At 50.9% G+C, this 24,827-nt stretch carries 23 protein-coding genes; 5 read left to right on the top strand and 18 right to left on the bottom strand.

Annotation, left to right across the window (positions count from 1 at the left end):
* Nucleotides 1-72 precede the first annotated feature (72 nt).
* From IRJ17_RS16595 to miaB, 4 genes are all read right to left on the bottom strand, one after another.
* Entirely contained in the window at nt 73-1,359 is a 1,287-nt protein-coding gene (locus IRJ17_RS16595) for a putative amidoligase domain-containing protein (protein WP_242771122.1), read from the bottom strand.
* Nucleotides 1,360-1,481: 122 nt separating this feature from the next.
* On the bottom strand, nt 1,482-2,042 hold the full coding sequence (cotE, locus tag IRJ17_RS16590) for an outer spore coat protein CotE (protein ID WP_063227541.1): 561 nt from the start codon (nt 2,040-2,042) through the stop codon (nt 1,482-1,484).
* Between the two features lie 134 nt (nt 2,043-2,176).
* Nucleotides 2,177-2,620 carry a YlbF/YmcA family competence regulator gene (locus tag IRJ17_RS16585; protein WP_063227542.1) on the bottom strand — a complete coding sequence of 148 codons (444 nt, stop codon included), beginning with the start codon at nt 2,618-2,620 and terminating at the stop codon, nt 2,177-2,179.
* Nucleotides 2,621-2,623: 3 nt separating this feature from the next.
* A complete protein-coding gene (gene miaB, locus IRJ17_RS16580; protein WP_122965271.1) occupies nt 2,624-4,135 on the bottom strand; it encodes a tRNA (N6-isopentenyl adenosine(37)-C2)-methylthiotransferase MiaB in 1,512 nt (503 codons plus the stop codon).
* A 459-nt stretch (nt 4,136-4,594) separates the two neighbouring features.
* Here miaB and IRJ17_RS16575 point away from each other — a divergent pair, with 459 nt between their 5' ends.
* From IRJ17_RS16575 to cbpB, 4 genes are all read left to right on the top strand, one after another.
* Nucleotides 4,595-5,821, top strand: coding sequence for an S-layer homology domain-containing protein (locus tag IRJ17_RS16575; RefSeq protein ID WP_122965270.1), 1,227 nt, complete (start codon nt 4,595-4,597; stop codon nt 5,819-5,821).
* Between the two features lie 163 nt (nt 5,822-5,984).
* Nucleotides 5,985-6,827 carry a lipoate--protein ligase family protein gene (locus IRJ17_RS16570; RefSeq protein ID WP_122965269.1) on the top strand — a complete coding sequence of 281 codons (843 nt, stop codon included), beginning with the start codon at nt 5,985-5,987 and terminating at the stop codon, nt 6,825-6,827.
* A gap of 54 nt (nt 6,828-6,881) precedes the next feature.
* A complete protein-coding gene (locus IRJ17_RS16565) occupies nt 6,882-8,021 on the top strand; it encodes an acyltransferase (protein ID WP_173596508.1) in 1,140 nt (379 codons plus the stop codon).
* 220 nt (nt 8,022-8,241) lie between these two features.
* Nucleotides 8,242-8,715, top strand: a complete 474-nt coding sequence (gene cbpB, locus IRJ17_RS16560) for a cyclic-di-AMP-binding protein CbpB (protein WP_122965267.1) — start codon at nt 8,242-8,244, stop codon at nt 8,713-8,715.
* 64 nt (nt 8,716-8,779) lie between these two features.
* Here the strand turns inward: cbpB and IRJ17_RS16555 are convergent, their stop codons facing one another.
* The 4 genes from IRJ17_RS16555 to IRJ17_RS16540 all read right to left on the bottom strand — a co-directional run bounded on the left by IRJ17_RS16555 (nt 8,780) and on the right by IRJ17_RS16540 (nt 11,865).
* Entirely contained in the window at nt 8,780-9,127 is a 348-nt protein-coding gene (locus IRJ17_RS16555) for a DUF3139 domain-containing protein (protein WP_242771121.1), read from the bottom strand.
* Nucleotides 9,128-9,255: 128 nt separating this feature from the next.
* Entirely contained in the window at nt 9,256-10,356 is a 1,101-nt protein-coding gene (locus IRJ17_RS16550; RefSeq protein ID WP_122965265.1) for a YheC/YheD family endospore coat-associated protein, read from the bottom strand.
* Nucleotides 10,357-10,519: 163 nt separating this feature from the next.
* Complete coding sequence (gene mnmM, locus IRJ17_RS16545) at nt 10,520-11,080, bottom strand: tRNA 5-(aminomethyl)-2-thiouridylate-methyltransferase MnmM (protein WP_063227550.1); 561 nt, start codon at nt 11,078-11,080, stop codon at nt 10,520-10,522.
* Nucleotides 11,081-11,115: 35 nt separating this feature from the next.
* Nucleotides 11,116-11,865 carry an MBL fold metallo-hydrolase gene (locus IRJ17_RS16540; protein ID WP_173598861.1) on the bottom strand — a complete coding sequence of 250 codons (750 nt, stop codon included), beginning with the start codon at nt 11,863-11,865 and terminating at the stop codon, nt 11,116-11,118.
* Between the two features lie 53 nt (nt 11,866-11,918).
* On the opposite strand from IRJ17_RS16540, the gene IRJ17_RS16535 reads away from it, so the two are divergent.
* Complete coding sequence (locus tag IRJ17_RS16535; RefSeq protein WP_242771119.1) at nt 11,919-12,956, top strand: YkvI family membrane protein; 1,038 nt, start codon at nt 11,919-11,921, stop codon at nt 12,954-12,956.
* 49 nt (nt 12,957-13,005) lie between these two features.
* Here IRJ17_RS16535 and IRJ17_RS16530 read toward each other — a convergent pair whose 3' ends face one another.
* From IRJ17_RS16530 to IRJ17_RS16485, 10 genes are all read right to left on the bottom strand, one after another.
* Nucleotides 13,006-13,872: a 2-oxoacid:ferredoxin oxidoreductase subunit beta gene (locus tag IRJ17_RS16530; protein ID WP_122965262.1), complete on the bottom strand. Its 867-nt coding sequence runs from the start codon at nt 13,870-13,872 to the stop codon at nt 13,006-13,008.
* The gene (locus IRJ17_RS16525; protein ID WP_122965261.1) at nt 13,844-15,622 is read right to left on the bottom strand and encodes a 2-oxoacid:acceptor oxidoreductase subunit alpha; all 1,779 of its coding nucleotides are present in this window, start codon (nt 15,620-15,622) and stop codon (nt 13,844-13,846) included. The genes IRJ17_RS16530 and IRJ17_RS16525 overlap by 29 nt, the downstream gene beginning before the upstream one ends.
* A gap of 191 nt (nt 15,623-15,813) precedes the next feature.
* Nucleotides 15,814-16,752, bottom strand: coding sequence for a dipeptidase (locus tag IRJ17_RS16520; RefSeq protein ID WP_242771117.1), 939 nt, complete (start codon nt 16,750-16,752; stop codon nt 15,814-15,816).
* Between the two features lie 93 nt (nt 16,753-16,845).
* The gene (spoVS, locus tag IRJ17_RS16515) at nt 16,846-17,106 is read right to left on the bottom strand and encodes a stage V sporulation protein SpoVS (protein ID WP_003385776.1); all 261 of its coding nucleotides are present in this window, start codon (nt 17,104-17,106) and stop codon (nt 16,846-16,848) included.
* Between the two features lie 118 nt (nt 17,107-17,224).
* The gene (locus IRJ17_RS16510; protein WP_122965259.1) at nt 17,225-18,019 is read right to left on the bottom strand and encodes a TIGR00282 family metallophosphoesterase; all 795 of its coding nucleotides are present in this window, start codon (nt 18,017-18,019) and stop codon (nt 17,225-17,227) included.
* Between the two features lie 73 nt (nt 18,020-18,092).
* Nucleotides 18,093-19,634, bottom strand: coding sequence for a ribonuclease Y (gene rny, locus IRJ17_RS16505; RefSeq protein WP_242771115.1), 1,542 nt, complete (start codon nt 19,632-19,634; stop codon nt 18,093-18,095).
* Nucleotides 19,635-19,911: 277 nt separating this feature from the next.
* On the bottom strand, nt 19,912-20,559 hold the full coding sequence (locus tag IRJ17_RS16500; protein ID WP_173598865.1) for a regulatory protein RecX: 648 nt from the start codon (nt 20,557-20,559) through the stop codon (nt 19,912-19,914).
* 117 nt (nt 20,560-20,676) lie between these two features.
* Nucleotides 20,677-21,735 (bottom strand): recombinase RecA, encoded by a 1,059-nt coding sequence (gene recA, locus IRJ17_RS16495; protein ID WP_122965256.1) that lies wholly within the window; start codon nt 21,733-21,735, stop codon nt 20,677-20,679.
* A 166-nt stretch (nt 21,736-21,901) separates the two neighbouring features.
* Complete coding sequence (locus IRJ17_RS16490) at nt 21,902-23,491, bottom strand: DEAD/DEAH box helicase (protein WP_122965255.1); 1,590 nt, start codon at nt 23,489-23,491, stop codon at nt 21,902-21,904.
* A 7-nt stretch (nt 23,492-23,498) separates the two neighbouring features.
* Nucleotides 23,499-24,743, bottom strand: a complete 1,245-nt coding sequence (locus IRJ17_RS16485; protein ID WP_122965254.1) for a competence/damage-inducible protein A — start codon at nt 24,741-24,743, stop codon at nt 23,499-23,501.
* Between the last annotated feature and the right edge of the window lie 84 nt (nt 24,744-24,827).

Raw genomic sequence — 24,827 nt, 5'->3', positions numbered from 1 at the left:
TAGCCTTCCAATCTCGACGCTATTATACCATGTTCCTCCCATGATGTTGATGCTCGATTCGCGGCAAAAAATTCACAGAAGATTCCAGGCACTTCTCAGGTCGAAATCGCAAAGCCATGTCTCGCCTCGCAGCAGCAAGTCAAAATATTGCTCTAAGTGTATTCGCGAAAGCGCGTAGCCAGGCAACTCTCGCAATTCTTCGCGGATTTGCTTGACGTACGGCTCCAACGTTTCTTGGTCGCCGCGATAGTAAGCCTTGACCAGCGGCAACTGCAAATGCGGGGTCGCTTTCAGCTCGGCATGGCTCATCATGACCAGTTTGGCCAGATGCAAAACTCCACGCGCGACGACCGGGTGCACCAGCCAGCTTGGCAGTGTCCGGTATTCGAAGCCGTACGACTTTTCCCGCACATCGCCCAAAAAGCCGTAGCGATGTCTGCGCTCGATGCAACCCGGATCTTCAATCAGCACGAGCGGCAACGCCAAGTACGCATCGAGCTTGCGCCGCAAAGAAAACGTAGGCGTCATCCCGCCGAAGTGAATGTGTCCGCCAATCGGATAGCCGGAAAAAGGCATCCCGCCCGCCAGCCACTCCACATCTTTGTGCGGGATTTTTTTCCCTGCGAGCCGCAACGCTTCGTAAATATGCAGAAACAGCTCGTCAGGGTCTTCCGTTGGGGCGGGGCGCAATTCGGCTACAGGATGCTGATGCAGAGCCAAATCTTCCCGATAGCGGGTCGTGTCGCAACCAACTGTCCCGTTGATTTTCAAAAAATCAGAGGCGAGCGCCATCTCGCCTGTCGCCCGGCGCAAGGAAAACTCCGGGTCCGCTCCCATTTTGTTCAGCTCTTGCGGCTGCCTGCTCATGCGCTCCCGCCACCACTCTCGCGCACGCTGCATGTAAGCGTCTGCCTTTTGCGCAGGCCAATCCGGTTCCACGCGAACGACCTTCGCCCGATGAGAAGACGCTGCCATGACGGTCACTTGCCCCGCTTCGGCACCGACCGCATACAAGCTGCGCACGGCCAGCGCTTTTACGACTTGCACCTCCGGATCGGAAGAGGGAAACGGAACTGGCTCAAAGTCCGGCTCTTCCAGGCGATAAAGCAGCCATTGCGGGTGTTCCAGGCTCCGCGCGACATCGAGCACCAGGTCCTGGTACAGGCAAAGCTTGTAGGTCCGCCATCCAGGCGGTGTCGTGCGCCCGGAAGCCACAGGCAGACCACTCGTTTTCAACAGCCAGCGCCCGATCTCGGGACGGTGCAAAAAGGCGACAGCCTCTTTGGCATTTGCCGTCATTGGCTGCGAAACAGCGCTCTCCTGCAGTCCCTCCCATGCCCTTCCTCGCGTGCGTACCATGCTTTCCACTCTCCCATGCTGTATTCTTCGTTATCATATGATCGCGCCCAGAGAAGAGTGAGAGCCTAGCCTATACCGCTTTTTCCCGATAAAAAAAGAAAAAGAGGAGATATCTCTCCTCTTTAGTCAAGCTCATCGAGCATGCTGGCTGAATCAAAGTCGTCGAATTCATCACTGTTTTCTTCATAGTCGCCAATCAGCGTGAAGTCCTTGTCATCGCAGTTATTGCATACCACTACGCAGACTTTGGTTTCTCCAATGATTTCAACGGCAAATTCGCTTTCAACCCTGACTGTGATGGTACCTCCAGCACTCAACTCGGCTTTTACGCACTTCGGCTGTTCCACGGCGCGAGCGACAATTTCCAGATCGCCTCTGCAGTTTTTGTCGAAGAACGTAAGCGGAACGAGTACGGAGAACTTGACAGTTTCCCGCTTGACTTCGGTTTGCGTGTTATTGGCAAACGAGAACCACAGGTTGACGTCATACGTACCAGATACTTCAACCGCGTCTCCGACTTTCTCTGCCTGGAAGTTCGTGTTTATAATCCAGCATCCGAGGATCGTCGAAGGAGTTTGCGACGGTATGATGGTGTGGGTGGTAGTAGAGAATTTATGGCCTTTACCGCAGACAGCTTTCGCGATGAGTTCCCGGCACTGTAGATCTTTGTCTGTACCCGACATTTCGTTACCTCCTCCATACAACGTTTCTGTACATTTGTATGCAGGGCATTCGGCTAGGGTGCAAACACCCACCTGAAATTGGGTGCCTCGTTTGGGAACTCACGCGTAGCAACGTTTTGCGCGTTGGATGCTACTTACGAGCAGCAACCGCCACTATGTTTCTTTTCCGGTCCGCCGCCAGTTTCGCCTGTCAGCGGATTTCCGCCTGTATCCAAAATAATACGCTCGGAAACGGTGTTCGTGATGACATTCGTCACCATTTGCAACAGATCGTTCACATCGACCTGCGATTGCTTAAATTCGGTGACGAGCGGAATCGCATCCAGTTCTTCTTGCAGCTGGTTGTACTCGGCTTCTACCTTTTCCACCAGTTCCTTTTTATTGATCGATTCGAACATGACCATCTGCTTTTGTTTTTGCTTCAGCTTGTCGATCAAGTCCTGCACGCGTTCATTGTGCTTGATTTGCAGCTCGGCACGCTTGAAGAAATCGACTTCATTCGTGCGGGAGATCATGGCAGCCAGTTCGCGCGCTTTGTCCAAAATTTCTTTTTGTGTGTACAGGTTTGTTTGTTCCATCTTCTACACCTCGACTTTGGTTACGAGTTCGCCATGAAGCGTCCACGTTTTCGCATCTGTAATTTTGACATGCACATATTGACCAATCAAAGACTTGTCTGCCGTGAAGTGCACGAGCTTGTTCGTGCGCGTGCGGCCAGCCAATACGTTCGGGTTGTTTTTCGACTCGCCTTCTACCAGCACTTCCAGAACCTGATCCTGCAGCTTTTTGTTCTCTTCCAGGCCGATTCGGGCCAGCACTTCGTTCAGACGGTAGAGGCGCGCTTTTTTCACTTCCATCGGCACGTTGTCTTCCATGACAGCAGCCGGAGTGCCCTCGCGCGGGGAATAGATGAAGGTATAGGCAAATTCATACCGGACTTCTTCGACCATCGAGATCGTCTCTTCAAACTGCTCGTCGGTCTCGCCCGGGAAGCCTACAATAATATCTGAAGAAAGGGATACATTCGGAATCGCAGCCTTGATTTTGCGTACAAGCTCCAAATAGTGCTCCCGCGTGTATTTGCGAGCCATGCGCTTCAAAATTTCCGACGAACCGGATTGGACTGGCAAATGAATTTGCTCCACCAAGTTTCCGCCTTTTGCCAACACTTCAATCAGGTGATCGTCAAAATCGCGGGGATGGCTCGTCGTGAAACGAATGCGCGGAATGTCGATTTTGCGAATCTCGTCCAAAAGATCGCCGAAGCCATACTCGATGTCTTCAAAGTCTTTTCCGTAGGCGTTGACGTTTTGGCCGAGCAGCATAATTTCCTTGAAGCCTTGGCGGGCGAGGTCACGGACTTCCGCGATGACGTCTTCCGGACGGCGGCTCCGCTCTTTTCCTCGCGTATACGGCACGATGCAGTACGTACAGAACTTGTCACAGCCGTACATGATGTTGACCCATGCCTTGGTGTTTCCTTCCCGCTGCTTCGGCATGTTCTCGACGATGTCGCCTTCCTTGGACCATACCTCGATCACCATTTCCTTGCTGAACATGGCATCGCGCATCAGCTGCGGCAAGCGGTGAATGTTATGCGTCCCAAAGATCAAATCGACTTGCTGATAGCTTTTCAAGATTTTGTTGACGACCTTCTCTTCCTGGGACATACAGCCGCAAACGCCGAGAATCAGGTTCGGGTTGTTATGCTTGAGCCGTTTCATATGTCCCAGCTCGCCAAACACTTTATCCTCCGCATTTTCGCGGATCGCACAGGTATTGAACAAGATGACATCCGCCGCTTCCACATCGTCTGTGGAAGTGTAGCCCATCTGCTGCAAAATGCCGGAGATCGTCTCGGAGTCATGCTCGTTCATCTGACAGCCGTATGTGCGAACGTGATAACGCTTTCCTTTTCCGATTCCTTGCATGTCTTCCGGGATCGCGAAATCGTAAAGCACCTGGATTTCTTCTTTTCCCCGCTTTTTCGCATCTTTCAAGGACGGGGGCTGAAAGTATTTCGCAAAGTCCGCCGTTGTTTTCGGTGACTTGGCGGATTTTAAGTCCGGAGTCGCCACTTTCGATTCCGTCATCATGTATCACCTCAGCTAGTATTTTCTTTATAAGTAACCAATAAAGAATTATAGCATTTTGGTGCATACAAAAGCCAATGCATAATGAGGCAAAATATGTACGAAACGAACGGAATCGTTTTGAAAAGGACGCTTTTCAACAGCAGCTTTTCGATGATTAAACATGCAAGTTTGCCGGGCATTCGCTATTCGCGAAACGAAAAGCTGCTCACTGTATAAAAGACAAGATGGTGCAAGCTGCCTTCTGCCTATTCGACAGTAATGACCCAGCCTTTTTGCCTGACGATTCCCTGACCTTTTCCCTAAGAAGCTTCCCCGCGCTCCTGCCGTTTCCGCGGACGGCCTCCGTCTTTTTTCCTAATTTTCCCGAATTGACTTTGTCCCTTGCAACATTCCTCGCCCAGACGTCGTCGAAGAAGGCAGCTACCAAAAAACACGAGCAAAATTGAGGAGGTCAGCATGAAACGAGCATTCGCCTTACTTCTGTCGGTGTTGATGTTCCTGACTGCCATCCCTTTTGTCGGTGCCGCTTCGACTTCATTCTCGGACGTTCCCCGCAGTCACTGGGCGTACAAGGAAATCACCGAAATGGCAGCAAAAGGGATCATCAAAGGATATGACGACCGGACTTTCCGTCCCAACAATCAGGTAACCCGCGCAGAGTTTGCCAAAATCATGATTGCGGCAGCTGATGTCAACATCCAGAAAAACTCCGTCAGTCCAACGTTTAAAGATGTTCCCCGTTCCCACTGGGCGTTTTATTACGTCGAGTACGCAAAGCCTTACTTGACTGGCTACAAATCCGGTTCCACCTACACGTACAAACCGGATCAATCCGCCGTCCGCGAAGATATTGCGGTGGCTCTCGTTCGACTGCTTGGCTATGACAAAAAATACAAGGCGGACCTGGATCAGTTGAAGAACTTCCGGGATCAAAACGAAATTTCTTCCGCCCTGCGTCCGTACATCGCCATCGCCCTGCAAACTGATTTGATGAAAGGCTACAACAGCTACTTCCGCCCGCAAGACCCGATCACTCGCGCAGAAGCTGCTTCCTTGCTGTACCGGGCCATCCTGGACCGCGACGACGAAACAAAAGTCGTCTTCCCGAACCCGGAACCGCCAAAGCCTGAACCGATCAACATCAGCGACTCTTTTTCCAGCACAGATCTGAAAAACTGGGATACGAAAAAGGCTACCGGAAGCTGGGGCGTCATCAGCAAGCAAGCAACGGCTGTTTCCGACGATGACGACGTCGACCACTACTTCCTGCCGCTCAGCTGGAATGAATCCGCCAAACCGGAAAATTACGAGCTGAGCATCGATGTAAACGTATCGGGTACGAATGGATTGGCCGGACTTTTCTTCAACGGAAAAGACGGAAAAGCCAATGTCGTGTTCGTCCAAAAAGATCGCGTCGTTCTCGGCAAAGTGTCAGACGCCAACAAAGACGACATCGATGTCATCGCATCCGGTTCCTACAAGTTGAAATCGTCCAACCGCCTGAAGGTAGCTGTCAAAGGCAACACGGTTTCGATTTATGCGAACGATCAGTATTTGTTCGGACAGCAACAAATCAAGCAAGAAGGAACACAGCTTGGTCTGTACATGCAAGAGGATGCGGCAGAAGAAGCTCCTCGCAAAATGACTTACCTGGACAATTTCCAACTGAAAGAAGTGAAGTAACCCCCATACACCCGACACGCGCCTCTCTGCTTGTCGGGTGTTGTTTTTCTCAGGCTTGTCTGCAAGCTTTTCCCATCCAGAAAAAAGGGGGGCGAAAACCTAGAAATGTACACGGTTCAGTTGTATAATGATAGCTATTCTTGTCCTGTGAGGAGCCTTTTTCATGTCATTTTCTGTCAATCAGCCTTTCCACTGGATGGATTCAGGAATTTATCAAGGGCAACCGCTTGAACCGTTGTATCGCGACGAGGCTTTGGCGGCTGGTATGCAACGGGAATCTGCTGTACCGATCATCCACCTTTGGGTATACGATCAGGCTTTGTATCTGGGGCGCAGAGACGCCAGACTCCCCCATCTGGAGCAAGCTCTGCACCAGTTCGGTCAGGATGGCTTCGGCTGTGTGCTGCGATCTTCCGGCGGCGCCTGTGTACCGCTGGATGCTGGTGTGCTCAACATCGCCTGGCTCTTGCCCGATACGGCAATCTCTATCGATGCTTTCTTTGCTTTTGTAGCCGACATGCTTCAAGTTGGGCTGCGCGACTACGGCGAGCTGGAATTTGGCGAGGTCGTCGGATCTTACTGTGCCGGAGAGTACGATTTTTCCTTGCACGGGAAAAAAATCGGGGGAATGGCGCAGCGCCGTACCCGCTACGGATCGATTTTGCAGATTTGCATTAATATAGAGGAAAGACCGCGCGGGGAATGGATGGAGCGTTTTTATGCGCTGGCCGGACTGGATGAGATGGAAGCGCACAAGCCGATTCCTGGCATCGTTGGCTCGACGGTAGGCAGCATTGCCGGACTGACCGGGAAGCCGACTACTGTCGACGATGTAAAAGCGCGTTTGTTCGCTGCGATTCGTTCCCAGTGGCCTGTCATCTCTGTTCCTTTTTCCGTAGAGGAGTCGTTGCTGGCCGAATCGGAGCATCATCTGTCCCAGCGCTTGCAGCTTTTCTCCTTTACCGCAAAAGAACTGGCTATACCCCAATGGCGTTTGCCTAAATAAGCTTTTCCATCTGGAAAATCAGGTGGTGTAGCCGGTGAGACTTTGGGAGGATTTATGAATAGCGATCGAAAGGGGACGTTTCAGGATCTGAATGCCCTTTTTGTTTTTGGAGCACTCTCTGTACTTGCGATTCACATTCTCGGTTTTTTTGTGGAAAACCAGCAAGACTATCCTTGGAATGGCGAAATCGAAACCGTTCTGCTCATTTTGTTGCGCTTCGGGCGCTCTCTGTTTATTTTTGCGACGGGCATGCTGCTGTTTTACTGGTATCAGCAACGGGAGATGAACTGGGCTGTCTTCTGGAAAAAGCGTTTTCGGGTCATCATTGTGCCGTACGTGATCTGGACGGCGATCTTCACCTGTTTCAAGCTCCAGACGGTTGATCCGAGCGTGTTGGCTGTTCCGTTTTTGGACAGCCTTTTTACCGGCAGCGCCTTTTACCATCTGTACTACATCCCGCTTTACTTGCAGCTGTGTCTGCTGTTTTGCCTGATCAAGCCATGGTTTGAGCGATTTTTGCGCTTTCGCACGCTCGTTGTGCTTTTTGTTGGACAAATCGGCTTGTACGGGATTTACAACTACTTGTTCATCCACCCGCTCTGGGAAATCGACTGGGCAGCTTCACCGCTTTTGACTTTTTTCCAGCATACGTATGTGGCTGGACAAAACTACGTGCATATGTACATCTTCACGTTCGCCCTCGGTGCATACGCTGGCCTGAACCTGGAAAAATGGCGAGCCTGGACATGGCGTTTGCAAGTGCCTGCCTGTATCGTCACGCTGATCACCGCGCTCTGGATTGCAAACGATTTCGTGAGCGGCTCGAAGTCGTATTACGAGAGCCTGAACATCTTCAATCCGCTCTATTTGCTCTATACGACAAGCTTTCTGATCAGCTTTTACTCGCTTTCCCGCTATCTCGGAAAGCTGCCCAAGTTCGGGCAATGGCTATCGGACATGGCCCGGCAAAACATGGCGATCTATCTCGTCCATCCGCTGATCTTGTTTTTGCTTGAGAGCTATGTCATTTTCCGGCTGGATTGGTCCACGCCCTGGATTATGCTGGCGATGTTCGTCGTGACGCCGCCGCTCTGTATTTTCCTGTACGAGCATACCCTCGTCTCGCACTGGATGCGGGGAAAAGGCAAGGCGACATCCAAGCCGCTTTACAAGACGGAAGTTTACAAAGCATAGCGCCCCGCGTTTGCTTTCCTCCAAACTCCTAATGTAATCAAAGGCTCCTTCTTGCATACTAGAATCAGGGACAATTGTTCCACACCTCGATTCTTTGCCTGGCAAACTGCCGGGCTTTTTTTGTGTAGATCTACCGCTGGCACCGCACTTACGGTATCATAGAAGAGGATCACTGGCAGCGCTTTGGCTGCCGTAGACGACAGAAAAGGTGGTCGATCTGATGAATCAGGAAATTCCATTGTTACATACTCCCATTAAAGAGCTTATTATCGCTTCCACTAAGGTCGCTCATGTGCAATTGGGGAACTCACTTGAGCACGCCCTGCTCGTCCTCATCAAATCCGGTTACTCGGCTGTTCCGGTACTGGATCACCAATACCGTTTGCACGGTTTGATCAGCACGAACATGATTATCAACAAATCGCTTGGACTCGAACGCTTCGAGCTTGAAAAAATCTCCGAGCATACCGTCGATGATGTCATGGACACGAAAGTGCCGCGTCTGAATGATACGGATGAATTTTTAAAGGCTTTGGAAGTCTCGATTAATCACCCGTTTGTCTGTATTGAAGACAAGGAGCATTACTTCCAAGGAATTTTAACGCGCAAATCGATTTTGGCTCTGGTTTATCGCCATTTCCGCAACTTGCCGTACCCATTGGCCGAACAGCAGTCGGCACAAGAGAAAGCTTGACGTTGCATGCAAAAAGACGGGGGCCAGCGCCGCCGTCCTTTTCGTTCTCCATCAGCTTTTCCCGTCATTCCTGTTTGCGGTGATCGTGCTTCAGGTCCTTCTCTTCCCATCCCCGCTTTTTCCCTTCGTCTGTGAGCACATAACCGTACTGCATCACATCGTTGTGAGCGAAATAGATGTAGGTCACTTCCGGCTCGTCCGCAAAGACGACTTCCGCTAAAAAGCTCGGCAGCTTCTTGCTCCATACCCCTGTTACCGACTTGATCTGCTCTGGCTTGTAATGCGCTTCCTCTACCAAATATGTTTTCACGCGCTCGGCGTAGGCGTACTTGTTGTATTCGACATAAACAAAAGGCGTAAGCACGAGCAAGAGCACAACGGCCAGCACAATCCACCACACGTAGCGTTTCATTCACAGCTTCTCGCTTTCTCTTTTTCCCAAGATTATACATAGCTGCTCTCTTTCGTCAATACGTGTCTTGCTTTTCCCGCCAAAATGAAAAAGCAGACGTTGCTCTCGCAATGGTCTGCTTTCCAGCGTCAACCGTGCAGCCGCAAGTATTGGGCCGCATGTTTTTTTCTGAGCTTTTGCTCCTCGATCAATGTCAATGCATACTCCATCGGATGACGATACGTCTGCTTGAACATCGCTTTTTCCCCTGCTTTGAAAAAGGAATAGCGCTGATCGCGCACATTGACCTCGATCAAATACGGATTGCCTTTCTCGTCGATCCCCATGTCCATGCCAAGGTCGGCCAGAGAAGGAAAATGACGCCCGTACTGCTTCGCGATCGCTACTGCCGCGTCATTGATTCGCTGGACCGTCTGCGCTTGTTGTTCAGGCGTGAACAGGGTCGACACAGCCTCCGAAAAAGGAACCGCTCTTCCGCCCCGTGAAAGGTTGCTCAGCTTGTTTTTGCTGTTGGCCACTTTGGCAACCATACCGCTCACTGTCCAGTCCCGCTCCCTGTTTTTTTGCACCGATACACGGATGTCAAACGTTTTTCCTCCGTAACGCGCCAGCGGAATCCCGCGCTGGATGAGAAAGCGCTTGTTGCCGACCCAACGGCGGACAGCCGCCAACAGTTCGGGGCGTGACATCACTTTGCGTTTTTTCGAAGCGATAAAGTGGTAGTCGCTGCCGTGTCGCTCGATTCTGGCTACTCCGATGCCGACAGAGCCAATCGACGGCTTGACGTAGACAACTTGGTATTTATCGAGAAACTGGCGAAGCTGTTCTCCTGAATAGGGAACCGTGTTAGGCAAGTATGGACGAATCTGCTCATTTTTCCAAAGCATCTGGTGGACCTTGCGCTTGTCGCGGACAACGAGGCCGTTAAAGACCGTCTTTTTCCTGCTCAATCTGGAAATGACGGCACGGGCCTTTTGATCCCCTGTCAGGACGCGATTATGGATCACTTTCGGTATATGGACCAATCGGGAAACGAGTCTGTGTCCGTTCCAAAAATAGCCCTGCACCCGTTCATCGCCTGCAAGGACATGCCTGGGGTGAAAAAAGACAGGCTCCAATCCGAGCTCTTTGCCGATTTCCACATAGTACGGCAGACGCTCGTAAGACTTGTCTCCTTTGATCCCTTTCTGCATAATGCCCCAATCCAACATAATGCCGATTCTGTTCACAAAAGATCCCCCTTGCTCCATTCCTCACCATAAGGTATGTGTGAAAAACGGCAGGGGCGTGCCTATTTTGCGAACAGCAAGCCTATTCCAGTTCCAGACAATTTTCTCGTACCCGTTCCGTAATCTGTCGGAATATGCGCTTGCCCGGGAAAGGGAAATGAACTCATTGCCCCCGGCGTTCGATCGCCAGCAAAAAGGGAGCCTGGTTTTGCTGGTTGACGTACTGGTATTTCAGCACGAGAAACTCAAGCTGGCTGAGTTCCTGGCAAAAAGACTCGACAGCTTCCTTTTCGACTTCGCCTGCTGTGTGGCCCCAGTAGATCATGACGGTCATGACTCCCCCTGGTCGAAGCACTTGCAGACCAGACTGGATCGCTCGAATCGTGCTCGTCGCTTGCGTCGTAATTTCTTTGTCGCCGCCTGGCAAATAGCCGAGATTGAACATGATCGCACCTGCTTGCCCGTCCAGTCGGTCGATCTCCTCGTGACTGGCCAGCTTCAGCTCGACGCGCTCTGCCAAGCCTTCGCGCTCCAATCGCTCTTTCGTTTTGGCAATCGCCTGTGGCTGAATATCAAAAGCGATGACTTTCCCGGTCTCCTGGACGAGCTGCGCCAAAAACATGGTGTCATTTCCGTTGCCCATCGTGGCGTCAATCACCGTTTCTCCCGGTTGTACTCGCTCGCGAATCAGTTTTCGTGCTACCTCTAATACATTTGGAAACACTGCCCTCTCTCCTCTCTTTGTGTCGCACACGCCGCTTATAGTTCGATTTTCAATCCAATCCGGGCCGCATAGACGGGACCTGCCACAAACGCCCCTGCCTGCGCCAGCACGTCGCTCTCCGGATACCCGTGAAACAGATGGGTGATCAGCAAAGAACGACAGTGGTGCGCTTGCGCCAACTCCGCTGCCTGGCGAACGGACAAATGCCCGTTTGGCCTGAAAGGCAGATTATGATCCAAATAAGTCCCTTCGCAAATGAACAGGTCTGCCCCATCGACAAAACCGCTCCAGTTGGTGCCAGGCCCGCTGTCTGCGCCATACACCAGCGTCTTGCCGTTTGCCACAAGGCGCATCGCATAGCAAGGGTCGCCGTCTCCATGGTCGGTACGCAAAAAGGAGATGTGCGCATCTCCAATGGACAGGCTGGTCTCCGCGTGAACCGGGAAAAAGCGGGTTGCGTCCCGGTACGTCAACGTTTTTGTCTGTCCCTCTGGCTTGTCTGGAGCATAGATAGGAAGCGGCTTGTCGGCAGGCCGCTGTCCAAACAGTTGATGAACCATCAAGCCGTACTGCAACACACCGACATCTGCCACATGGTCGTGATGATAGTGAGACAATAGCAAGGCATCCACTTCGTAAACAGGCAAATGAACGCCTAACTGGGAAAGCACCCCGCTTCCGCAATCCAGGAGCAGCTTCACTTCCTCTGTTTCGATCAAATAGCCTGGAGTGGCACCCTGAGGGCCTGGGTAAGGAGATTGGTAGCCAAGTACGGTTACGCGCATATTCGGTTCACTCCCATTCATAGGATGGAATAAGGTGGGACAGGAGGTCTGAGATGCAAGGAACATGGAGAGCCTCATGGCAAATCGCTTTTACGTATATCGGTACCGTCGTAGGGGCTGGTTTTGCTTCTGGCAAAGAAATTGTCGAGTTCTTTGTTCAATACGGAACGCAAGGCTTGATCGGCATTGTCATCGCCACAAGTTTATTTGTATGGGCCGGAATCCGTGTCATGCTGATTTCCTATCGCATCCAGGCCGATTCCTATCAAGAAGTCAGCACGTATTTGTTTGGGCACCCTTTTGGCACGGTTTTCAACACGTTGCTATTGACGGTGTTGCTAGGAACTACATCCGTCATGTTAGCGGCTACTGGCGCTATTTTCTGGGAGTCGTTTCGCTTGTCTCCGCAAATTGGCATTTGGCTTAGCATGATCTTGATTTTCGTCGTGACCCGCAAAGGGTTGTTTGCCATCCATCAAGTAAACAGCATCTTTGTACCGATGCTGATTTTGTTTACGCTGCTCGTGTTTCTCTATTCGAAGCCGTGGCTGTTTACAGGCGTCACGGTAGAAGCCGTACGCCCCTTGGCCTGGATCAGCTCTCCTCTCTATTATGTTGCCTTAAATGTCACGCTTACACAAGCGGTTCTTGTGCCAATCGGCAGACATAGTACGAGCGAAAAGCCACTGATCGCCGGCGGAATCATCGGTGGACTGGGAATCGGCCTGCTCCTATTGCTCGCCTATTGCTCGCTGTCGGTAAAAATGCCGGGTATCCAGGAGGCGGAAATGCCGATGATTGCCTTGTTAAAAGGACTGGGCAAAGGAATCCCCTTTTTGTTCTCGCTGTTGGTCTACGCGGAAATTTTCTCGACTCTCGTAGCCAACGTCTTTGGCTTAGCCCAGCAAATCCGCCAAGTTACCCGGTTGCGTGGCCCGACAATTCTTCTCGGGATTTTACTGATTTGCTACCTGGTCAGCTTTATCGGCTTCAGCTCGCTGCTGCGCTTTTTGTACCCGCTGTTTGGGCAGCTTGTCCTGTTTTTCCTGGTGATGCTCGTCTACAGACAATGGCGGGATCGCGCCTGGTAATAACGCAAAAAACCTCTCCGAAAAATGGAGAGGTTTTTTCATCGAAACCTTATGCAAATTCTGCAACCAGTTTGTCGAAGTCTTCTTGGGAAAGACGAATGTCTTGGTTTGCCAAGCCTTCTTCTTTGAAGCCTTTTACGAGAGCTTCGTAAGGTTTTTGCTCGGTGTTTTGGTAGATCAGACCAGTGATCAGACCTTTGTATTGCATGGAAGTAGACATAGCCTTGATGCGGTCATGAGGATCGTAGCCTTCGATTGTGTCTACAGGCACGATGTTCTCTTTGAACCAGTCATAGGTGTTTACTTTGTTATAGGTTACACAAGGGCTGAATACGTTGATCAGGGAGAAGCCTTCGTGTTGGATACCTTTTTCGATCAGATCAGTCAAACCTTTCAGGTCGCTGGAGAAAGATTGAGCAACGAAAGTCGCACCAACAGACAGCGCCAGTTCAACTGGAGTGATGGAAGACTCGATAGAGCCTTGCGGTGTAGACTTGGTCACGAAACCAGTCGCGGAACGCGGGGAGGTTTGACCTTTTGTCAGACCGTAAATTTGGTTGTCCATTACGATGTACGTAACGTTCATGTTACGACGGATCGCGTGTACAGTGTGGCCCATACCGATTGCAAATCCATCCCCGTCACCACCGGCTGCGATAACAGTCAGCTCGCGGTTTGCCATTTTCACACCTTGTGCGATTGGCAGGGAACGTCCGTGAATACCGTGGAAACCATAGCAGTTGATGTAACCGGAAATGCGCCCGGAACACCCGATACCAGAAATAACCGCCAGATTTTCAGGTTCCAGACCTACGTTTGCTGCGGCGCGTTGAATAGCCGCCTGGATGGAGAAGTCTCCACAGCCTGGGCACCAGTTAGGCTTTACGTTATTTCGAAACTCTTTCATAGTCGCCATGTTTTACCAGCTCCTTCACTTCAGCATAGATTTCCTTCGGCAGGAATGGGTTACCGTCATATTTGAGCACAGATTGGATTTTTTCAGCGTTTCCAACGTGTTGTTTGAGCAGGTTTGTAACTTGCGCTTGGATGTTGTGCTCAACAACAACGACTTTCTTCGCTTTGTCCACAAGTGCTTTGATTTGTTCAGTTGGGAATGGGTGCAGCAAACGGATTTGCGCGTGGTTTACTTTCACTCCCTCTTTTTCCAGACGGCCTTTTGCTTCTTGAATCGTACCGATGGTAGAGTTGATACCTACTACCAGAACATCCGCTTCAGCGTGAGGTGCATCGACAGTTACAGGGTTTTTGAAAGTTTTCAGTACGCCTTCCAGCTTGCGCATACGTTTATCCATTTGTTGAACACGGTTAGCAGCATTCTCGGACGGACGACCTGTTTGATCATGCTCAACACCTGTTACGTGGTGCAGACCGTATTTTTGACCAGGAATTACGCGTGGAGAAACGCCGTCTTCGGTTACTTCATAACGTTTGAACAGGTCGTTTTGCTCTTTTTCTGGCAATTCTTGTCCAGCAAGCAGTTTTCCGCGGCGGATTTCTACTTGGCTGTAGTCAAATGGAGTAACAGTTTGTTTGCCCAAGGAAAGAGTCAGGTCAGTCATCAAAATAACTGGCAACTGATATTCTTCGGCAATGTTGAAAGCTTCAACGGCATCGTAGAAACACTCTTCTACTGTGCTTGGCGTGATAACGACTTTTGGAATGTCACCGTGAGTACCATAAATCATCGCATTCACGTCGGATTGCTCGATTTTGGTAGGCATACCTGTAGATGGGCCACCACGTTGCGTGTTCACGATCACAACTGGTGTTTCTGTGATACCAGCCAGACCGATTGCTTCCATCATCAGAGCCAGACCAGGACCTGCAGAAGCAGTCAAGGAACGGGCACCACCGTAGTTAGCACCGATTGCCATTGTAATCGCAGCGATCTCGTCTTCCGTTTGGATAACGGTTCCGCCCAATTTTGGCAGCTTTTTGATCAAGTATTCCATTACTTCGGAAGCAGGTGTGATCGGGTAAGCTGGCATGAAGCGGCAGCCTGCTGCTACAGCACCCAGAGCGATCGCATCGTTACCGATCAGGAACAGTTGTTTTTGCGGATCTGCTTTTTCCATTTGGAATTCAGGCAGTTGACCGCCAGTCAGTTCATTTACGAAATCAAATCCGCGACGAATGGCATCCATGTTCTTTTCAACCACTTTTTCGCCTTTGCGGAGGAACATATCTTCAACGATAACACGGTAACTTTCCACTGGAATGCCGAGGATTGCACTGGACGCACCAATCGACACCATGTTTTTCATCAGGGAAGTTCCCAGTTCATCAGCAATCTCAGTTAGTGGTACAGTGAAGAAGCGAACTGGCTTCAACCCGTCCGGCAACTTTGGATTGAATTTAGCATCCGCGATAATGATGCCGCCTTCGCGCAGCTCATGCGCATTGAAATCGATCGTCTCCTGGTCAAACGCTACGAGAATGTCCAGATCGTCAGAGATCGCACGCATTGGTGTTGTGCTCACGCGAATTTTGTTGTTCGTGTGTCCACCCTTAATACGGGAAGAGAAGTGACGGTAGCTGTACAGATGGTAACCCATCCGGTTCATCGCCATCGAGAAAATCTCACCAGTACTCTCGATACCCTCCCCTTGCTGTCCTCCAACTTTCCAGGAAAGTTGACTAATCATTCAGATTCCACCCTTTCAGTGACTGTGAGAAAGCTGCCCATCTTACCCGAAAAGATTGATAAGATGTGACAATTCTGTGCATAGACAGTAACAATTGTAGTCCTGTCCCTGTCAAATTGCAAGTGCTTTTACTCAACTTACTTTTGACCTGAATTTTAATGTTGAACTTGGTACATTAATATCCTCATGTATTATTGTAGCACGTTTCCGAAAACACGCAACCAATTTCCTCGCACAAATTTCAATACTTCCGCCTCTTTGTAACGTCTAAGCAGAGCTTCTAGTAATTGGGAATACGCTGCTGAGGAAGACAGGTCGCCAAAGGTGTTCGTGATGCCGTCAAAGTCGGAACCAAACGCAACATGATCGACTCCGCCCAGCCCGCATACGTGATCCAAATGGCGCAGCAAGTCATCAATCCATGCCGTCCGCTTCTCTTCCACCGTGAAAAAGTCGACAAACGTCAGCCCCATGACTCCATCCTTGGCAATCAAGGCGCGAATCTGCTCGTCCGTCAAGTTGCGCGGATGGCGGCAAATTTGTCGCGCATTGGAGTGGGAAGCGATGACAGGTGCTTTGGAAATCTCCATCACGTCCCAAAACCCCGGATCGGCCAAGTGGGAAACGTCGACGATCATCCCGAGCCGATTCATTTCTTCTATTACTTGTCGACCAAATGCGGTGAGTCCACCCGGGTTCGGTTCCCCGCTGCCATCTGCCACACAGTTGCCGTGGTTCCAGGTCAATGTCATTCCGCGAACACCAAGGCGATACCATGTGCGAAGCTGTACGAGGCTTTCCTCCAGGGCGTGTGCTCCTTCTACAAACAGAATAGCCCCTTTCTCCCCCTTTAATACGCGCTCGTCCAAATCAGCTTTCGTGTAAATCGGGCGGAATTGTTCACTCGCCACCTTTTCATAAAATATATCGATCATTTCTAGTATCGTATGAAAACGGCGGCCATAAGGCACATGAGTAGGAACAAAACAGGCAAGCACCTGTATATCTACACTCCCTTTCACGAGAGCGGGAAAACCAGCCTGCAAAAAATCGTCTTCTTTATAGAAGTCACGCTCCGGCTCTTTCCACAGCTTGCACAATACATCGCAATGCGCATCGAATACGTTCATGATTCTCTCTCCTTCTATGTAACCGCATATTTGCACACGAAAAAACCTGTTCATTCTTCGAACAAACAGGCAGGCGATACGTTTGCAGTTTTATTATCTGGGTTCTACGATTAGTTTGATTGCAGTACGCTCTTCTCCATCAATCACGATGTCGGTAAAGGCTGGAATACATATGAGGTCAACTCCACTCGGCGCTACGAACCCTCGTGCGATTGCTACGGCCTTCACAGCTTGATTAAGCGCCCCAGCGCCAATGGCTTGGATTTCAGCTGCACCGCGTTCTCTAAGAACGCCGGCAAGGGCACCAGCAACGGAATTGGGGTTAGACTTTGCTGAAACTTTTAATACTTCCATCCTTTTTGAACCTCCCGTCTGATAGGAATCCTGTCATCATTAGAATGATATTCGCATAACCCCTAAAAATTCCTGCTAACTCGCTAGAAAGATTCAAAAAATTCTAATCTTATGTTTATTATTCCATAAACGGGTGGTCTACGTCAATTCTGATTCGCTGCAATTTCTTCGCGTGACCAGTGGCTTTATCCAGCGTAATCAGGACAGCGTTCAACTGCGCCGGATCAGGCGCCACTTCGAAACGGACAGGCAGCTGGGTCAAAAATTTCTTGATCACGGCTTCCCGCTCCATCCCGAGAATGCCGTTGCTTGGGCCGCACATGCCGACGTCGCACAAAAAGCCTGTTCCTTGCGGCAAAACCCGTTCGTCAGCCGTCTGCACGTGCGTATGCGTACCAACAACCGCGCTAACCCGCCCGTCGAGGTACCAGGACATGGCTTGCTTCTCCGATGTCGCCTCGGCGTGAAAATCGACAAAAATCAATTTGGTGCGTTTGCGCGCTTGCTCAACCAGTTTGTCGGCCATCTGAAACGGACAATCGAGCGGAGGAAGGAACGTCCTGCCCATCAAATTGATTACCGCCAGTTCTCCTTCTGGCTGCTTAATGTATGTAATGCCCTTTCCAGGCGTTCCTGCCGGAAAATTCGCCGGACGAATCATTCGCGGCTCATCATCGATAAAGTCAAAAATTTCTCGTTGATCCCACGTATGGTTTCCGAGCGTAATCGCCTGGACTCCCCATTCGAACAGCTCTTTCGTAATTTTTTCTGTAATCCCGCGACCGTGTGCCGCATTTTCGCCATTGGCGACGATAAAGGTTGGTCCGTATTTTCTTTTCAAAAGCGGCAGGTACGTTTTCACGATTTCTCTGCCGGGCGATCCCATAATATCTCCGATAAACAACAGCTTCATCTGACATTCACCTCATTGCTAGTATACACAACTGCACGCGTTTAGAAAAAAAGTAAAGTGGCCATTAGCCACTTTACTTTGCATACTCGACTGCCCGTGTTTCACGGATGACCGTTACTTTGATATGTCCCGGGTAGTCCAGTTCATTTTCAATTCGTTTTGTGATCTCCCGTGCCAGACGGGTAGCTTCCGCATCGTCAATCTTGTCAGGTTGAACCATTACGCGAATTTCGCGCCCCGCTTGAATCGCATAAGACTTTTCTACGCCATCGAACGACTCAGAGATTTCTTCGAGTTTCTCCAAACGTCTGATATAAGTTTCCAATGTCTCACGGCGTGCGCCTGGACGTGCAGCAGACAGAGCATCTGCCGCTCCCACGAGCATGGCAATGACGGAAGTTGGTTCGGTATCACCGTGATGAGAAGCAATACTGTTGACAACAACATGATGCTCATTGTACTTCTTGGCCAGCTCCACACCGATTTCCACGTGCGAGCCTTCCACTTCATGGTCAATCGCTTTTCCGATATCGTGCAGAAGACCTGCACGTTTGGCCAGCTTCACGTCTTCTTTCAGTTCTGCTGCCATCAAGCCAGCGAGATGAGCCACTTCCATCGAGTGCTTCAGCACGTTCTGACCATAGCTGGTACGATAACGCAGTCGTCCCAAAATCTTGATCAGATCTGGATGCAGGCCATGTACGCCAGTTTCAAATGTTGCTTGTTCTCCGTATTCACGGATACGCTCGTCTACTTCGCGGCGCGCTTTTTCCACCATTTCCTCAATGCGGGCCGGGTGGATGCGTCCGTCTGCAACGAGCTTGTCGAGCGCTGTTTTGGCGATTTCCCGACGGATCGGATCAAAGCCAGACAGGATGACTGCTTCCGGAGTGTCGTCGATAATCAGATCGATTCCCGTCAACGTCTCCAAAGCACGGATGTTTCGTCCTTCCCGTCCGATAATCCGTCCCTTCATCTCATCGTTTGGCAACGTCACCACAGAAACGGTTGTCTCTGCTACGTGATCAGCTGCACAGCGCTGAATGGAGGTGGTAATAATTTCGCGAGCGCGCTTGTCCGCCTCTTCTTTGGCCTGCGTCTCTATCTCTTTGATCATCACGGCCATTTCGTGGCGAACGGTATTTTCCACGTCAGTCAGAATGATATTTTTCGCCTCATCCTGCGTCAATCCGGAAATGCGTTCCAACTCGGAAACTTGTTCTTTATATAAGTGCTCTACCTTGCTTTGCAGTTCTGCGATGGTGCGGTCGCGCTCAGCCAATTCTTCCTCTTTGCGCTCCAACTGTTCCATCTTGCGGTCCAGCGTTTCTTCTTTTTGAAGAATGCGCCGTTCCTGACGCTGGATCTCGTTGCGTCTTTCGCGCAACTCGGTTTCTGCTTCAGAACGAAGTTTGAACACTTCATCCTTGGCTTCCAGCACCTTTTCCTTTTTAACGGCTTCGGCGTCCCGTTTCGCTTCCTCGACGATCTGGCGTGCAGCTTCCTCCGCACTGGAGATCTTTGCTTCCGCAATCGATTTTCGAATGAAGTAGCCAGCACCCAAGCCGATGAGCAGGGCGACGAGCACGATGACAACTGTTAGTATAGGCTCCATAGACTTTTTCGTTTCACCTCCTTATTGTAAGATCTCCCCGCTTTCCAAGCATTCGTTTTTCATGGAGTGCCGCTTTCGTTTTGCTCTCACATAGAGCATTCGCTAAAAAACAAGACCGATTTTACTCGGTCCGCTGAATCCGTACTGCTATCGCACGGTTGTTCAGTTGTTTCACAGGCAACGAGTGAGCAAAGCGTCAAAAGTTATGATACACCAAGTAAATACAAACCTATTTTATTATTTGTGAACAAGAATTGTCAAGATCATGCAAATAGAGTCAGCGCTCTTCGTCCCTTCTCTGACGCAATTCTGTGCGAACTTGCTGGATGATGGAATGCGAGAAGCCCTTGCGCATCAGCATGGCGAGTAGTTTTCGCTCCTCGTCAGGATTCGGCGCTCCTGTGATCCTCCGCGCTTTCTTCTCTATCAAAGCGCGGGCAGCCTCCAGTTCAGCCTCTCTTGAAACGCCTTGCACGGCATCTTCGGCAATCGCCTTGTCTACCCCGCGTTGCGCCAGCTCCATGCGCAGCATGTAAGAGCTTCGCGGCTTCAGGCGCAGCCGTTCTTCCACCCACTGCTTGGCAAATGCTTCATCGTCTATGTATCCGTGATCTTCGCAACGCTGGCAAATCTCATCGGCAACTTTTGCATCAAAGCCTTTGTCCAGCAAATACGCTTGCAACTGACTGCGGGTGCGCGGGCGCATCCCCAAGTATTTCAGGGCGCCCAAATACGCCTTGTGCCGCTCTTCCGCCACCAGCACTTCACAATAAAACGACTCGTCCACATCGGTGCCTTTAAATAGGTTGTACTTTACCAGTATGTCTTCATGTACCGTAAACGCATACTCCCCATCCAAATCAATGTGATACCGCTGCTTTTGCTTGTTGTCGCGGTGAACGGCAGTGATTTGGCCGCTCTTCATTTTGGCCCACTCCTTTCTTCGGCTTTGTTGTTCAATCTAATAGAACATAGAAAAGCCTCGGGACGTCTGTCACAGAAAACAGCCTGTCTCATCGACAGGCTGTTCACTTATGCTCCATTACTCAAGGTCAAATGCTGGCTCTTCGTCTTGCTCAGGATCGACGACTGGTTCTGCTTCAGGAACAGAGCCTGGATTGAGGCTGAAATACTCGCGAACCTTTGTCTCGATTTGGGAAGCAATATGCGGGTTTTCTTTGAGGAAGACTTTCGAGTTTTCCCGTCCTTGGCCGAGGCGCTCCTCGTTGAAGGAGTACCAAGCACCACTTTTTTGTACCACATCGATTTCGGAACCGATATCGAGGATGCTGCCCTCTTTGGAGATCCCTTCCCCGTACATGATGTCCACTTCAGCGACTTTGAACGGTGGCGCTACTTTGTTTTTCACGACTTTGATCTTGGTCTTGCTGCCAAGGATGTCGTTACCGACTTTGATCGATTCTGCTTTACGAACATCCAGACGCACGCTGGCGTAGAATTTCAGAGCGCGTCCACCTGGAGTTGTCTCTGGGTTACCGAACATCACGCCTACTTTTTCACGCAGCTGGTTGATGAAGATCGCGATTGTCTTGGACTTGTTGATCGCACCGGACAGTTTGCGCAAAGCTTGCGACATCAGGCGGGCTTGCAAACCTACGTGGGAATCTCCCATCTCGCCTTCAATCTCTGCTTTTGGAACCAGTGCTGCTACAGAGTCCACTACGATGATATCTACTGCACCGGAGCGCACCAGCGCTTCGGCAATTTCCAATGCTTGCTCCCCTGTATCCGGCTGGGAAAGCAGCAACTCATCGATGTTCACGCCCAGCTTCGCTGCATAGACAGGGTCCAGTGCATGCTCGGCGTCGATGAAAGCCGCTTGTCCACCTTGACGTTGTACTTCTGCGATTGCATGGAGCGCTACGGTTGTTTTACCGGAAGACTCAGGACCATAAATCTCGACGATACGGCCACGTGGGAATCCACCTACACCCAATGCGATATCCAACGCTAACGCACCACTGGAAACGGTCGAAATCTGAACGTTGGACACCTCTCCCAACTTCATGATGGAACCTTTTCCGAACTGCTTTTCTATTTGACGCAATGCACTCTCCAAAGCTGCGCGACGATCTGACAAATGGTACACACCCTTTCACTTTTCGCATCTCTTTTGCTTGTCTTCATCATACATCGAGATAGAACCGTTTGCCAAGTGTTTTTTGCGAACAAATATTCGCATCGTAAAAAACAGCCATTTTCTGGATAGTTCCAGAGAAATGGCTGTCTGTTTTTCACCTGAGCAATTAGGAGCGTTTTGCACCGCGCGGCTTTGCCGGCTCCAGGTTGATGCGTTTGCCGTTGATGCGGGTTTGGCGCAGCGACTCGTAAACGAATGCCGCCACTTCTTCCGGCACTTCCACGAACGTGAAGTTCTCGAAAATGTCGATGCGGCCAACCGATTTGCCAGGAATGCCTACCGACTCGGAAATCTCGCGCACCAAATCTTGCGGCTTCATGTTCGCATTGCGGCCTACGTTCAGGAAGAAGCGAACCATGCCTTTTGCAGCACCCGTCTCTCCGAAGTTGTACGCTTCTGCCTCCTGCATTTGGCCTGCCTCGGAATGGAAAGCCAGATGCAGCGCAGCAGCCGCGACTTTCTCGGCCGGGTATTGGGCGACGAGCGATTCCGCAACCTTTTGGTACATATCCGCGATCGCATCGCTCTCCAAAAGGCTTGTCAGCTGCTCGCGAAGCTGTTCTTGCTTGCGCTCCGCCACTTCCTCAAGCGACGGTACGTTGCGGGACAGCACTTGCGCTTTTGTCTGCTTCTGGATGAACATCATCTGTCTGACTTCGCGCGGCGTCACCAATGTCATGGCGATTCCTTTGCGTCCTGCACGACCTGTACGGCCGATCCGGTGCACGTAGCTTTCGGAGTCTTGCGGAATGTCGTAGTTGATTACGTGCGAAACGTTGCCTACGTCGATCCCGCGCGCTGCTACGTCTGTTGCGATCAAAAATTCAATCGAGCCTTCACGGAAAGAGTTCATCACTTTGTCTCGCTGTGCCTGGGACAAGTCGCCGTGCAAGCCGTCTGCCAAGTATCCGCGGGATTGCAGCACTTCGGACAGCTCATCTACGCCGCGTTTGGTACGGCAAAAGATGATGCCAAGCTCTACATCTTCGCTGTCGAGAATGCGACACAGGCTCTCTACTTTGTTTCGGTCGAACACTTTGTAGTACACTTGCTCGATCAACGGCGCTGTCACTTCTTCGCGGCTGACAGCGATCGTTTGCGGCTGTTTCATGTAACGGGTAGCCAAACGCTTGATTTCAGGCGGCATCGTTGCAGAGAAGAGCAACGTCTGGCGCTCTTCCGGCATATGATTGATGATTGTTTCGATATCTTCGATGAAGCCCATGTCCAGCATTTCGTCCGCTTCATCGAGAATGAGCGTATGTACATTCTCCAGCTTCAGCGTTTTGCGACGCAGATGGTCCATGACGCGTCCAGGGGTTCCCACCACGATCTGTACGCCTTGACGCAGAGCGCGAATCTGGTGGCCGATGGACTGTCCGCCGTAGATTGGCAGTGTGCGCACTTTGTTGTACTTGGAGATGCGCAAAAGCTCTCCGGCAACCTGGATGGCCAACTCGCGAGTCGGGGTCAACACAATCGCTTGTACTCGATTGGCTGGTGTAATTTTTTCTACAAGCGGAATCCCAAAAGCCGCTGTTTTTCCCGTTCCGGTCTGTGCTTGACCGATCAAGTCTCCTCCGTCCAGCACTTTCGGAATGCAGGCTGCCTGAATCGGCGATGGCTCTTCGAAGCCCATATCGTGGATCGCCTGCAAAATGGATTTATGTAAAGGAAAATCAGAAAACATCGTCATGAAAACGTCACCTTTCTTTTTGCATTTGCAGCGCATAAAATAGCGCAAATTTGGCGGCACGCCCAACAATCGCCTTTCTTCTGCCTGCAAGGCGAAGCTCTTTGACTACTGTTGGCATCCCTTCACCCGCAATCCCTACGTAGACAAGACCTACAGGCTTGCCTTCCGATGGATCGGGACCAGCCACACCCGTCACGGAAACTCCGTATGTGGCTCCCAGCTTGGCTCGTACATTCTCCGCAAGCAGCTGCGCTGTCTGGCGGCTGACTGCGCCGTCTGTGGACAACACTTCTTCAGGCACGTCGAGCAGCTGGTTTTTCACATCGTTTGTATAGCAAACGATGCCTCCTTGGAAAACAGACGAACTGCCAGGAACGGAAGTAATGAGCGAAGCGATCGTGCCGCCTGTACAGCTCTCTGCACATGCGATGGTCTCGTTTCGCTTTTTCAGTTCGCTTACCAATACATCGTGCAGGGAAGAATCCTCCCCCATCCCGTACACATACTCGCCAACGCGCTTGCGAATCTCCTCCTCGACCGGCAAAATCAAGGCTTCTCCTTCTTCTGCCGTTGAGGCCCTCGCCGTAATCCGCAGCGTTACTTCAAATTCTTTTGCATACGGAGCAATCGTCGGGTTGTCCTGTTTTTCAATCAGATCCAGCAACCGCTCCTCCAGAGCAGACTCACCGATCCCGTAGAAACGCAGCACATGAGAATGAAATACTCGCTTCTCCGGCAACAGATCCGTCAAGTACGGCATGACGTAATGCTCCACCATCGGGTACAGCTCGCTAGGCGGTCCAGGGAGAAGCACGAACGTGCAACTGTCATGACGGATCGCCATCCCAGGCGCCATCCCGAAGTCATTGGGGAAGACATGGCTGCCTGAGAGAACCAGCGCCTGCTTCCGATTGTTTTCCGTCATGACAATCCCACGTTGCAAAAAGAATTGTTCAATTCTTTCCATGGCTTCCGGATTTGTCTCCAGTCCGACGCCCACGTGCCCTGCCACTGTTTCTTTTGTCAGGTCATCCTGAGTCGGTCCAAGCCCACCCGTAAAAATGACAAGATCGGAACGGTCGGCTGCGAGGGCGATCACCTGCTGCAACCGCTGCGTGTTATCGCCGACAACGGAATGAAAATACACTCCGACACCAATTTCCGCCAGTTTTTGCGAGAGAAACTGAGCATTGGTGTTGGCAATCTGGCCTAGCAAAAGCTCGGTACCTACTGCGATAATCTCCGCTCTCATTTTCCTCATCCATTCTCTTTGAGAGTAGAAAAGCCTCTAACCAAACAGTTTATCACCGATAGTGGCGCAAGAGAAGAGTCTTGT

The sequence above is a fragment of the Brevibacillus parabrevis genome, from assembly GCF_022701015.1.
Lineage (GTDB): Bacteria > Bacillota > Bacilli > Brevibacillales > Brevibacillaceae > Brevibacillus > Brevibacillus parabrevis.
This window is presented reverse-complemented; position numbering and strand designations above follow the sequence as displayed.

Excerpts from the sequence above, each read along its gene's own strand:
- IRJ17_RS16595 (WP_242771122.1), bottom strand. The coding sequence starts at position 1,359 with ATGGTACGCACGCGAGGAAGGGCATGGGAGGGACTGCAGGAGAGCGCT.
- cotE (WP_063227541.1), bottom strand. The coding sequence starts at position 2,042 with ATGTCGGGTACAGACAAAGATCTACAGTGCCGGGAACTCATCGCGAAA.
- IRJ17_RS16585 (WP_063227542.1), bottom strand. The coding sequence starts at position 2,620 with ATGGAACAAACAAACCTGTACACACAAAAAGAAATTTTGGACAAAGCG.
- miaB (WP_122965271.1), bottom strand. The coding sequence starts at position 4,135 with ATGACGGAATCGAAAGTGGCGACTCCGGACTTAAAATCCGCCAAGTCA.
- IRJ17_RS16575 (WP_122965270.1), top strand. The coding sequence starts at position 4,595 with ATGAAACGAGCATTCGCCTTACTTCTGTCGGTGTTGATGTTCCTGACT.
- IRJ17_RS16570 (WP_122965269.1), top strand. The coding sequence starts at position 5,985 with ATGTCATTTTCTGTCAATCAGCCTTTCCACTGGATGGATTCAGGAATT.
- IRJ17_RS16565 (WP_173596508.1), top strand. The coding sequence starts at position 6,882 with ATGAATAGCGATCGAAAGGGGACGTTTCAGGATCTGAATGCCCTTTTT.
- cbpB (WP_122965267.1), top strand. The coding sequence starts at position 8,242 with ATGAATCAGGAAATTCCATTGTTACATACTCCCATTAAAGAGCTTATT.
- IRJ17_RS16555 (WP_242771121.1), bottom strand. The coding sequence starts at position 9,127 with ATGAAACGCTACGTGTGGTGGATTGTGCTGGCCGTTGTGCTCTTGCTC.
- IRJ17_RS16540 (WP_173598861.1), bottom strand. The coding sequence starts at position 11,865 with ATGCGCGTAACCGTACTTGGCTACCAATCTCCTTACCCAGGCCCTCAG.
- IRJ17_RS16535 (WP_242771119.1), top strand. The coding sequence starts at position 11,919 with ATGCAAGGAACATGGAGAGCCTCATGGCAAATCGCTTTTACGTATATC.
- IRJ17_RS16530 (WP_122965262.1), bottom strand. The coding sequence starts at position 13,872 with ATGGCGACTATGAAAGAGTTTCGAAATAACGTAAAGCCTAACTGGTGC.
- IRJ17_RS16525 (WP_122965261.1), bottom strand. The coding sequence starts at position 15,622 with ATGATTAGTCAACTTTCCTGGAAAGTTGGAGGACAGCAAGGGGAGGGT.
- IRJ17_RS16520 (WP_242771117.1), bottom strand. The coding sequence starts at position 16,752 with ATGAACGTATTCGATGCGCATTGCGATGTATTGTGCAAGCTGTGGAAA.
- spoVS (WP_003385776.1), bottom strand. The coding sequence starts at position 17,106 with ATGGAAGTATTAAAAGTTTCAGCAAAGTCTAACCCCAATTCCGTTGCT.
- IRJ17_RS16510 (WP_122965259.1), bottom strand. The coding sequence starts at position 18,019 with ATGAAGCTGTTGTTTATCGGAGATATTATGGGATCGCCCGGCAGAGAA.
- rny (WP_242771115.1), bottom strand. The coding sequence starts at position 19,634 with ATGGAGCCTATACTAACAGTTGTCATCGTGCTCGTCGCCCTGCTCATC.
- IRJ17_RS16500 (WP_173598865.1), bottom strand. The coding sequence starts at position 20,559 with ATGAAGAGCGGCCAAATCACTGCCGTTCACCGCGACAACAAGCAAAAG.
- IRJ17_RS16490 (WP_122965255.1), bottom strand. The coding sequence starts at position 23,491 with ATGACGATGTTTTCTGATTTTCCTTTACATAAATCCATTTTGCAGGCG.
- IRJ17_RS16485 (WP_122965254.1), bottom strand. The coding sequence starts at position 24,743 with ATGAGAGCGGAGATTATCGCAGTAGGTACCGAGCTTTTGCTAGGCCAG.